The sequence below is a fragment of the Parasynechococcus sp. genome (assembly GCF_042954245.1).
Taxonomy (GTDB): Bacteria; Cyanobacteriota; Cyanobacteriia; order PCC-6307; family Cyanobiaceae; genus Parasynechococcus.
This window is the reverse complement of the sequence record NZ_JBGKDP010000141.1, coordinates 1-8475: the sequence shown is the minus strand read 5'-3', so window position 1 is coordinate 8475 and position 8475 is coordinate 1. Positions and strand designations below refer to the sequence as shown.

General features: G+C 64.0%; 12 protein-coding genes. 5 read left to right on the top strand and 7 right to left on the bottom strand.

Translation table 11 applies throughout. The annotated features are described in order from the left end of the window. The 3 genes from argS to ACGVJ8_RS06245 all read left to right on the top strand — a co-directional run. On the top strand, positions 1 to 1014 hold a 1014-nt coding region (gene argS, locus ACGVJ8_RS06255), incomplete at its 5' end, for an arginine--tRNA ligase (RefSeq protein WP_392346434.1). Next, positions 1011 to 2129: a pyridoxal phosphate-dependent aminotransferase gene (locus ACGVJ8_RS06250; RefSeq protein WP_392346432.1), complete on the top strand. Its 1119-nt coding sequence runs from the start codon at positions 1011 to 1013 to the stop codon at positions 2127 to 2129. The genes argS and ACGVJ8_RS06250, both read left to right, overlap by 4 nt. Beyond that, a complete protein-coding gene (locus ACGVJ8_RS06245) occupies positions 2126 to 3109 on the top strand; it encodes an asparaginase (RefSeq protein ID WP_392346430.1) in 984 nt (327 codons plus the stop codon). The genes ACGVJ8_RS06250 and ACGVJ8_RS06245 overlap by 4 nt, the downstream gene beginning before the upstream one ends. Here ACGVJ8_RS06245 and ACGVJ8_RS06240 read toward each other — a convergent pair. The 6 genes from ACGVJ8_RS06240 to prfB form a co-directional block, all read right to left on the bottom strand. Continuing rightward, positions 3093 to 3815 (bottom strand): MBL fold metallo-hydrolase, encoded by a 723-nt coding sequence (locus tag ACGVJ8_RS06240; protein WP_392346428.1) that lies wholly within the window; start codon positions 3813 to 3815, stop codon positions 3093 to 3095. The two genes, ACGVJ8_RS06245 and ACGVJ8_RS06240, sit on opposite strands and share 17 nt — an antisense overlap. Before the next feature lie 35 nt (positions 3816 to 3850). Continuing rightward, complete coding sequence (locus tag ACGVJ8_RS06235; protein ID WP_392346426.1) at positions 3851 to 4444, bottom strand: anthranilate synthase component II; 594 nt, start codon at positions 4442 to 4444, stop codon at positions 3851 to 3853. Between the two features lie 14 nt (positions 4445 to 4458). After that, positions 4459 to 4866 carry a diacylglycerol kinase family protein gene (locus tag ACGVJ8_RS06230; RefSeq protein ID WP_392346436.1) on the bottom strand — a complete coding sequence of 136 codons (408 nt, stop codon included), beginning with the start codon at positions 4864 to 4866 and terminating at the stop codon, positions 4459 to 4461. 104 nt (positions 4867 to 4970) lie between these two features. Further along, a complete protein-coding gene (gene ybeY / locus ACGVJ8_RS06225) occupies positions 4971 to 5489 on the bottom strand; it encodes an rRNA maturation RNase YbeY (RefSeq protein WP_392346424.1) in 519 nt (172 codons plus the stop codon). Between the two features lie 2 nt (positions 5490 to 5491). Continuing rightward, the gene (locus tag ACGVJ8_RS06220) at positions 5492 to 5656 is read right to left on the bottom strand and encodes a DUF3285 domain-containing protein (RefSeq protein WP_392346422.1); all 165 of its coding nucleotides are present in this window, start codon (positions 5654 to 5656) and stop codon (positions 5492 to 5494) included. Positions 5657 to 5660: 4 nt separating this feature from the next. Beyond that, positions 5661 to 6783 (bottom strand): peptide chain release factor 2 gene (gene prfB, locus ACGVJ8_RS06215; protein ID WP_392346420.1). Its coding sequence is split into 2 segments (ribosomal slippage): positions 5661 to 6707 and positions 6709 to 6783, totalling 1122 coding nucleotides; the frame shifts between segments, so codons are not numbered across the junction. Positions 6784 to 6860: 77 nt separating this feature from the next. On the opposite strand from prfB, the gene grxC reads away from it, so the two are divergent. Both grxC and gshB read left to right on the top strand, forming a co-directional pair. After that, positions 6861 to 7118, top strand: a complete 258-nt coding sequence (gene grxC, locus ACGVJ8_RS06210; RefSeq protein WP_392346418.1) for a glutaredoxin 3 — start codon at positions 6861 to 6863, stop codon at positions 7116 to 7118. Positions 7119 to 7121: 3 nt separating this feature from the next. After that, positions 7122 to 8045, top strand: coding sequence for a glutathione synthase (gene gshB, locus ACGVJ8_RS06205; RefSeq protein ID WP_392346416.1), 924 nt, complete (start codon positions 7122 to 7124; stop codon positions 8043 to 8045). Here gshB and ACGVJ8_RS06200 read toward each other — a convergent pair. Beyond that, the coding region (locus ACGVJ8_RS06200; RefSeq protein ID WP_392346414.1) for a chorismate-binding protein at positions 8012 to 8475 on the bottom strand (464 nt) is incomplete at its 5' end. The genes gshB and ACGVJ8_RS06200 overlap by 34 nt on opposite strands.

The window sequence follows — 8475 nt, the reverse complement described above, 5'->3', positions numbered from 1 at the left end:
TACGACCGGCTCGACATCCGCCTGAGCGAGCGGGGCGAGTCCTTCTACAACCCGTTCCTACCGGCGGTCCTGGAGGGGCTGGCGGCGGCTGATCTGCTGGTGACCGATGACGGGGCCCGGTGTGTGTTCCTCGAGGGGGTGACCGGCAAGGACGGCAACCCCCTGCCGGTGATCGTGCGTAAGAGCGACGGTGGCTTCAATTACGCCACCACCGACCTGGCGGCGATCCGCTATCGCTTTGGTGCAGCTCCGGATGGCGATGGCGCCCGCCGGGTCATCTACGTGACCGATGCCGGCCAGGCCAATCATTTCGCCGGGGTGTTCCAGGTGGCTGAACGGGCCGGCTGGATCCCGGACGGCGCTCGCCTCGAGCACGTGCCCTTCGGGTTGGTGCAGGGGGAGGACGGCAAGAAGCTCAAGACCCGCGCCGGCGACACCGTGCGCTTGCGGGATCTGCTGGATGAAGCGGTCGAGCGGGCCGAGACCGATCTGCGCTCCCGCCTGAAGGAGGAGGAGCGCAGCGAGTCGGAGCAGTTCATCCAGCATGTGGCAGGCACCGTGGGGTTGGCGGCGGTGAAATACGCCGACCTCAGCCAGAACCGGATCACCAATTACCAGTTCTCCTTCGATCGGATGCTGGCGTTGCAGGGCAACACGGCGCCCTATCTGCTCTATGCCGTCGTGCGCATCGCCGGCATCGCCCGCAAGGGGGGTGATCTGGATGGTTCCACGGCCCAGCTTCAGTTCACGGAGCCCCAGGAATGGGCCCTGGTGCGGGAGCTGCTGAAGTTCGATGCCGTGATCGCTGAGGTGGAGGAGGAGCTGCTGCCCAACCGGTTGTGCAGCTATCTGTTCGAGCTCAGCCAGGTGTTCAACCGCTTCTACGACCAGGTGCCGGTGCTCAAGGCCGATCCTGAAGCGCTGGCATCCCGCCTGGCCCTCTGTCGTTTGACGGCCGACACCCTCAGACTGGGGCTCGGACTGCTGGGCATCGCCACCCTGGATCGCATGTGAGCGACAACATCCAACCGTTCACACCCGGTAGTGCTCCAGTGGCTCGCGCTGCTGTGGAGCGGCTCAAGGCCTACAGCACTCCGCTGGAGGGTCGCCGCCAGAGGCTGCGGCTGGATTTCAATGAGAACACGATTGGCCCCAGCCCCCTGGTGGCCCAGGCACTGCGCAACTTCAGCACCGAAGAGATTGCTGTTTATCCGGAGTACGACGGCCTGCGGGAAGCGTTACTCCAGAACCTGGTGGAAACCGGCTGTAGGCCGGGATTGAAGCCTGATCAGGTGGGTCTATTTAACGGTGTGGATGCCGCCATCCATGCAGTGTTTCAGGCCTATGGCGATGCCGGTGAGACGTTGCTGACCACAGCGCCCACCTTCGGGTACTACAGCCCCTGCGCCGGGATGCAGGGCATGACGATCGAGGCGGTCCCCTACCAAGGGGAAACGTTCGATTTTCCATTAGCGGCCATTCAGAAGGCATTGGCGGACCGCGCACCTCAGCTGTTATTGATCTGCAACCCCAACAATCCCACCGGCACGCGCTTGCCAGCGGATCAGGTGATTGCTTTGGCGGCTTCATCCCCGGGCACCTTGGTGGTGGTGGATGAGCTCTATGAAGCCTTCACCGGAGACAGCGTGCTGCCAAGCGCTGATTTCACAGCCACGCCGAATCTGCTGGTGTTCCGTTCGCTCGCCAAGACGGCCGGTTTGGCGGGTCTGCGGATTGGCTTTGCCATCGGCCACGCCGACGTCGTCGATCGGGTGAGCCGCGTCACGGGGCCTTACGACGTCAACAGCGTGGCCGTGGCTGCGGCGTTCGCTGCGTTGGCCGATCAGTCGTATGTGGATGCCTACGTGGCTGAGGTGCTGCGGGCTCGCGATTGGACCCTGCAGGCGTTGCGGGATGCGGGCGTACGCCACCACTGCGATGGCGGCAACTATTTGTTGATCTGGCCCCAGCGCCCAGTGGCGGAGGTGGATGCGGCGTTGCGCGAGGCCGGAATCCTGGTGCGCTCGATGGCGGGAAAACCTTTGATTGATGGCTGTTTTCGGGTGAGCATTGGCACCACCAGCCAGATGCAGCGCTTCATGGAGGCGTTCCTCCCCCTGGAGCGATGAACCGCCTGTTGCTGCTGGCCACCGGCGGTACCATCGCTGGCTGTGCGGACGACAGTGCAACACTGAACGACTACACCGCGGGTGTGCTCGGGGGTGATGCTCTGTTGGCGGCGGTGCCGCATCTGCAGGACCTGGCGACGATCAGTGTTGAGCAGATCGCCAGTGTCGATAGCGCCGATCTGCTGTTTGCGCACTGGCGAGCGCTGGTGGCGCGCATTCGTGATGCTTTTGCGGCGGACCCCAATCTGGCGGGGGTGGTGATCACCCATGGCACCAACACGCTGGAGGAAACCGCCTGGTTGCTGCAGCTGTTGATCGATGATCCCTGGCCGGTGGTGCTTGTGGGGGCGATGCGGCCGGCCACGGCCCTCAGTGCCGATGGCCCGTTGAATCTCTTGCAGGCGGTGCAGGTGGCCTTGAGCTCCGAAGTGCGCGGCCACGGCGTGCTGGTGGTGATGGATGGTCAGATCCATGCCGCCCAGCGGGTCACCAAGTTGGCCACCCAGGGGGTCGGCGCCTTTGCTAGTCCCGGCAGCGGGGCCCTGGGCTGGGTGGACGACGTTGGCGTTCACCTGCCAGTGGCGAGCGGATCCCGGCAGGTGCCCTTCGCTGATCTCGCTTTACCGGAGCAATGGCCCCAGGTGCCGATCGTCTACGGGTGTGTGGAGCCCGAGCCGCTCATGCTGAATGCATGTCTCAATGCCGGTGTTGCGGGCCTGGTGTTCACCGGAACCGGCGCTGGCCAGTTGTCGGCGGCTGAGCGTTCGGTGCTGCAGGCTTGGCCAGGGCAGCGGCCGTTGATGCTTCGGGCCAACCGCTGCGGGTCTGGACCCGTGCACAGCCATTCCGAGGACGAACGACTGGGGCTGCTGTCGGCAGGCAGCCTCAATCCCCAGAAAGCCAGGGTGTTGTTGCTGTTGGCTGCGCTGGCGGGTTGGGACAGAGATCAGCTGGATGCGCTAATCACTGCATTACCGTGATTACCGTGGTGTCGTCGAGACGACCCAGCAGGGTTTGCGTCCGGCCCACCCAGCGCACGGCGCTGCCACCCATGGCATCGAGAAAGGGCTGCACACCTTCTTGATCACAGTCTTCAGGCGCGTCGCCGTTGATGTACTGCACCGGGATGACGCGTTTGGGGTTCAACTGCTTCACCACCGCCGCAGCTTCTTCGGCGGTGTAGATCTTGCTGCCGCCACCCACGCCGATGATCAGCACGTCGGGGTTGCCGAGCAGCACCCGGTCAGCCGCCGTGAGCTCACCTGCAGTGGCACCGAGATGGGCAAAGCTGAGGCCTCCCTGCTGCCAGCGCCAGAGGGTGGCGTTGCCAAAGCGGTGTCCGCCCATGCGGTCGTGGGGATTGGCAAAGCCCTCCAGGCTCAGTCCGCCGATGCGATACGACCCGGGTTGGGCCAGAAAGCGGCCACTGGCAACATCGCGTGCCCCTTCATCGGCGAGTTCGGAGTTGGCCAGAACAACGCCGGCCGTCAGCTGGGGCTCGGGCAGGCCTGCTGCACAGCCAACGGCCTTGTACGGGTTGAGCAGCACCGACTGGCCGCCGCCCTGGATCAGCAGGGCTCGCTGCCCGTAGCTGCTGATCGACACCCCATCGCCCGCGAAGGCCGGACTTGAGAGGCTGAGTGCCAGGCCTGCAGCGGCGGTCATAGCGGAACGCAGGACGGACATGGGCGGGATTAAACGTGCTTCGGACGCTAACAGCGTTATCCCTCGGCTTCCCGCAGGAAGTTGGCCAGCAGTTGGTGGCCTTGATCGGTGAGCACGCTTTCGGGGTGGAACTGCACCCCCTGTAAGTGGTGATGCTCCCGGTGCCGCAGGCCCATGATCGTGCCGTCCTCGAGCCAGGCGGTTACCTCGAGGCAGTCCGGCAGGGTGTCGCGCTCGGCGATCAGGGAGTGGTAACGGGTGGCCGTCAGCGGTTGAGGCAGTCCCGCGAACACGCCATCGCTCTTGTGCAGCACCGGTGAGGTCTTGCCGTGCATCTGCTGCTGGGCGCGCACCACCCGACCGCCGTACACCTGGGCGATGGCCTGATGCCCCAGGCACACCCCCAGGGTGGGCATGGTGTCTGAGAGCTCCTTGAGGATGTCGAGGCAGATGCCCGATTGATCCGGGTCACCGGGCCCTGGAGAGAGCAGGATCGCGTCGGGTTTCAGGGCGCGGATCTGCTCCAAGCTGATGGCGTCGTTGCGATGCACCTGCAGATTGGCTGCCACCGGATGCTGGGCGGCGAGTTCACCGAAGTACTGCACCAGGTTGAAGGTTAAGCTGTCGTAGTTGTCGATGACCAGCAGCATCTGCGAATCGGGAGTCAGAGCCCCAGGCGGAGCAAGAGCGGCGGAAGCAGGAGAAACAGAGCGATCAGCAAGGAGCTGATGGCGGCCGTCAGCACGGCGGCAGCAGCACAGTCCTTGGCGATGCGGGCCAAAGGGTGATAGCGCCTGCCTATTGCCAGATCCACCACCGCTTCCGTAGCTGTGTTCAGAAGCTCCAACACCAGAACGGCAGCCACCGTAAGCACCAGCACGGCCAGGCGGATCAGATCCAGTTGCAGCCAGGTGGCCAGGCCAAACACCACCACGCCTGTCACCACATGGATGCGGAAGTTGCGCTGGGTGAGGAAGGCATAGCCGAGGCCTTGGGCGGCGTAGCGAAAACTTGAGGGCAGATCACCGGCGATACGCCAGCTGTCCCGTCGTCGCATTGCGTTGGGCACCATGGCCACCTCCTCCGAAGCTGCGTCTGCGGAGGGTGTCCGGGGCGATTCAGTGGTCATCGGAACGGAACTCGGACTCCGCAGGGCACACGCCCGCTTTTCGAAGACTACCCGGGTTGTCCAGACCACCCATCCCCAAGAAGCCTCTCCTGCAGGGCCAGCATCGCGGCAAGGCTCTCCTCATCGGGATGGTCCCAGCCCAGCAGATGCAGTAGGCCATGGCTCACCAGCCAGCGCAATTCCTGCTGCAGGCTATGGCCCTGCTCCTCGGCCTGACGCCGGGCCGTCTCGAGGGAAACGACGATGTCTCCCAGTTCGATGCTGGGGCCCTCCATCCAGTCACCGGCGTCATCGAGGGCGGCAAACGACAACACATCCGTGGGACCTGTTTTCTGGCGCCAGGCGCTGTTCAAATCCGAGATGTTGGCGTCATCGGTGAAGCGCAGCCCCACGCTCAGCTCGTCGGCTGCTCGCACCAGGGTTAGGCAGTCGAGGCTTGAATCTCCGCAGATCCTGTTCAGCCAATGCTCCAACTGCTGGAGCCACGCCGTTTCATCAAAAAGATCAGCGCTGTCGGAGGGTTGCAGTGCCACCCCCTCCTGGTCCAGCGCGAGGTCAAGCTCCATGCCTACTTGGGCAGGGTCGGACGCCCCAGCCAAGCCACGAGGGTGATGAAGCCGAGGAATCCCATGGCGGTGAGGCCGAAGTGAAACAGGCTCTTGCTGCCCATGCGCACCATGGTGCGCATGGCCTGTTTGACGAAGTTCGGCGGTGGGGTGTTCTCGGTGGCCATGGGATCAGGAATCGGCGCCGGGGCTATCAACACCCTGGCGCAAGGAGGCGTCGATGAACGGGTCGAGGGCCCCATCCATCACCGCTTGCACATCGTTGGTTTCTTCATTGGTGCGCAGGTCTTTCACCATTTGGTAGGGGTGAAACACGTAGTTGCGGATCTGGTTGCCCCAGGCCGCTTCAACGATGTCGCCACGGATATCGGCGATTTCGGCCGCCCGTTGCTCCTGGGCGATCACCAGCAGCTTGGCCTTGAGCAGGGCCATCGCTTTTTCCTTGTTCTGGAGCTGGGAGCGTTCCTGGGTGCAACGCACGGCCAGGCCGGTGGGGATGTGGAGAATCCGCACGGCGGTCTCCACCTTGTTCACGTTCTGACCGCCCGCACCACCGGAGCGTGAGGTGGTGACTTCGAGGTCCTTTTCGGGGATGTCGATGTCGACCTCCTCCTCCAGTTTCGGCATCACCTCGATCCCGGCAAAGCTGGTCTGGCGCTTGTCGTTGGCGTTGAACGGCGAGATGCGCACCAGGCGATGGGTGCCCTTTTCGTTGCGCAGATAGCCGTAGGCGTAGCGGCCCTCCACTTCGATGGTGGCGCTCTTGATCCCCGCTTCCTCCCCTTCGGAGAGTTCGTCTACGGTCACCTTCATGCCCCGGTCTTCCGCCCAGCGGGTGTACATGCGCAGCAGCATCTGAGCCCAGTCCTGGGCGTCAGTACCACCGGCGCCTGCATTGATGCTAAGGACGGCACCCTCTGTGTCGTATTCGCCACTGAGCAGGCGCTCCAGTTCCCAGCGGTCCAGCCCCTGTCGCAGCTGGTTCAGCCCGTTCTGAGCCTCCTGCAGCAGGTCGTCATCGGGCTCTAGTTCATAAAGCTCAAGGGTGGCTTGGGCGTCATCAACAGCTCCGCGCCATCCGGCCAGTTGAGATAGCTGGGCCTTCACCTCATCCAAACGCCGCATCTGCTTCTGGGCGTTCTGCTGGTCATCCCAAAAATCAGGCTGGGCCGCGAGTTGTTCGAGATCCTGTTGTCTTGCGTTCAGTGCAGGAACGTCAAAGACAGTCCTGGGCATTGCCCAGGCGGTCAGTGAGCTCGGAGAGGTCGCGTTTGAAGTCGGTGAGATCCAGCAAGGACTCGGTCCTGATCAGCCTCTGACGCTATCAGCGCAGTTGCTGCATAGGATCCGACCACCGGCATCATCAATGTAATGGTCAAGGTTGAGATCTACACCTGGCAAACCTGCCCCTTCTGCGTCCGCACCAAGGGGCTCTTGGATCGCAAGGGGGTGAGTTACACCGAATACAGCGTCGATGGGGATGAGCCCGCCCGGGATGCCATGGCGGCCCGGGGTGATGGTCGCCGCAGTGTTCCGCAGGTGTACATCGACGATCGCCACATCGGTGGCTGTGACGACCTCCACGCCCTGGATCGTGCCGGTGAGCTCGATGCGTTGTTGAAGGCTTGATCGATGCGCCAGCTGTTCGTTCTGGATCCGCTGGGGCAGATCAATCCAGCCAAGGATTCTTCTGCTGCGTTGATGCAGGCCGCCCATCGGGCCGGCGATGAGGTGTGGGCCTGCACGCCCTCCGATCTGATCGCCCGGGGCGATGAACCCCTCGCGATCGCCCTGCCGGTGACGCCGGAGCCCTGGATCACGGTTGGGGTGGCGGAGCGTCAGGCCCTGGCTGAATTTGACGTGATCTGGATGCGCAAGGATCCGCCGGTGGATGAGGCGTATCTCTACGCCACCCATCTGCTGGAGGTGGCTGAGCGGGCCGGGGTTCGGGTGCTCAATCGCCCCAGCGCGCTGCGCAGCTGGAACGAAAAGTTGGGGGCGTTGCGCTTCAGCCGTTGGATGGCCCCAACGTTGGTGGCGGGACGGGTGTCTGAACTGTTGTTGTTTGCCCAGGAGCAGCAGGAGGTCGTGCTCAAACCCCTGGGGGGCCGTGCCGGCTTGGGGGTGATTCGGGTCAACGGCCAGGCGCCGGGTTTGAAAGCGTTGCTGGAGCTGGTGACGGAGCAGGAACGCCTGCCGGTGATGGCCCAAGCGTTTTTGCCATCCGTGAGGGAAGGCGACAAGCGCATCCTGCTGGTGGACGGCGATCCCCTTGGGGCGATTAATCGGCGCCCCTCAGCGGGGGAGTTCCGTAGTAATTTAGCTGTGGGTGGCCAGGCGGAAGCCACAGAACTCACCGAGCGGGAACGTCAGATCTGTGCTGCCCTGGCCCCGGCGCTGCGGGCCGAGGGATTGTTCTTCGTCGGTATCGATGTGATCGGTGGCATGCTTAGCGAAATCAACGTCACCAGCCCCACAGGTGTGCGGGAAGTGGAGCGGCTAATGAACCAGCCCCTGGCGGATCAGACGACCGAGCGGCTGCGCGCGCTGGTTTGAAGTTCCAGCTGGTCCGCCAGCACCGCCAGCTTCAACCCAACTTCCTGCAGCTCCCGCTCGGCAACAGACCCCCGCACCAGGCCGGCTCCGGCGGTGAGGTCCAGCTCACAGCCCCGGGCGTGACCGCAGCGGATTGCCACCCGCAGTTCCGCATCACCGGCGCTGTCGATCCAACCGATCGGTGCTGCGTAACTGCCCCGTTCGAAGGGTTCGAGGGTGCGCAACCAGGCCATCGCGTCCCTGCGCGGCAACCCGGCAACGGCGGGGGTGGGGTGCAGTTGTTCGGCCAGCGTCAAGACAGGCTGACCCTGGGTTTCCGCCGTGATCGGGGTGTGCAGGTGGGTGAGGTTGCCGTGGCGGGCCAGCTGGGGTTGGCGGCGATGACGGGGCGTCAGTCCGTTGCGGCGTAGTTGGTCGGTGATGGTTTCCA

What these genes read in the sequence shown, in the direction of transcription:
- ACGVJ8_RS06245 (WP_392346430.1), top strand. Translation starts at nt 2,126, where the DNA reads ATGAACCGCCTGTTGCTGCTGGCCACCGGCGGTACCATCGCTGGCTGT.
- ACGVJ8_RS06240 (WP_392346428.1), bottom strand. Translation starts at nt 3,815, where the DNA reads ATGTCCGTCCTGCGTTCCGCTATGACCGCCGCTGCAGGCCTGGCACTC.
- ACGVJ8_RS06235 (WP_392346426.1), bottom strand. Translation starts at nt 4,444, where the DNA reads ATGCTGCTGGTCATCGACAACTACGACAGCTTAACCTTCAACCTGGTG.
- ACGVJ8_RS06230 (WP_392346436.1), bottom strand. Translation starts at nt 4,866, where the DNA reads ATGGTGCCCAACGCAATGCGACGACGGGACAGCTGGCGTATCGCCGGT.
- ybeY (WP_392346424.1), bottom strand. Translation starts at nt 5,489, where the DNA reads ATGGAGCTTGACCTCGCGCTGGACCAGGAGGGGGTGGCACTGCAACCC.
- ACGVJ8_RS06220 (WP_392346422.1), bottom strand. Translation starts at nt 5,656, where the DNA reads ATGGCCACCGAGAACACCCCACCGCCGAACTTCGTCAAACAGGCCATG.
- grxC (WP_392346418.1), top strand. Translation starts at nt 6,861, where the DNA reads ATGGTCAAGGTTGAGATCTACACCTGGCAAACCTGCCCCTTCTGCGTC.
- gshB (WP_392346416.1), top strand. Translation starts at nt 7,122, where the DNA reads ATGCGCCAGCTGTTCGTTCTGGATCCGCTGGGGCAGATCAATCCAGCC.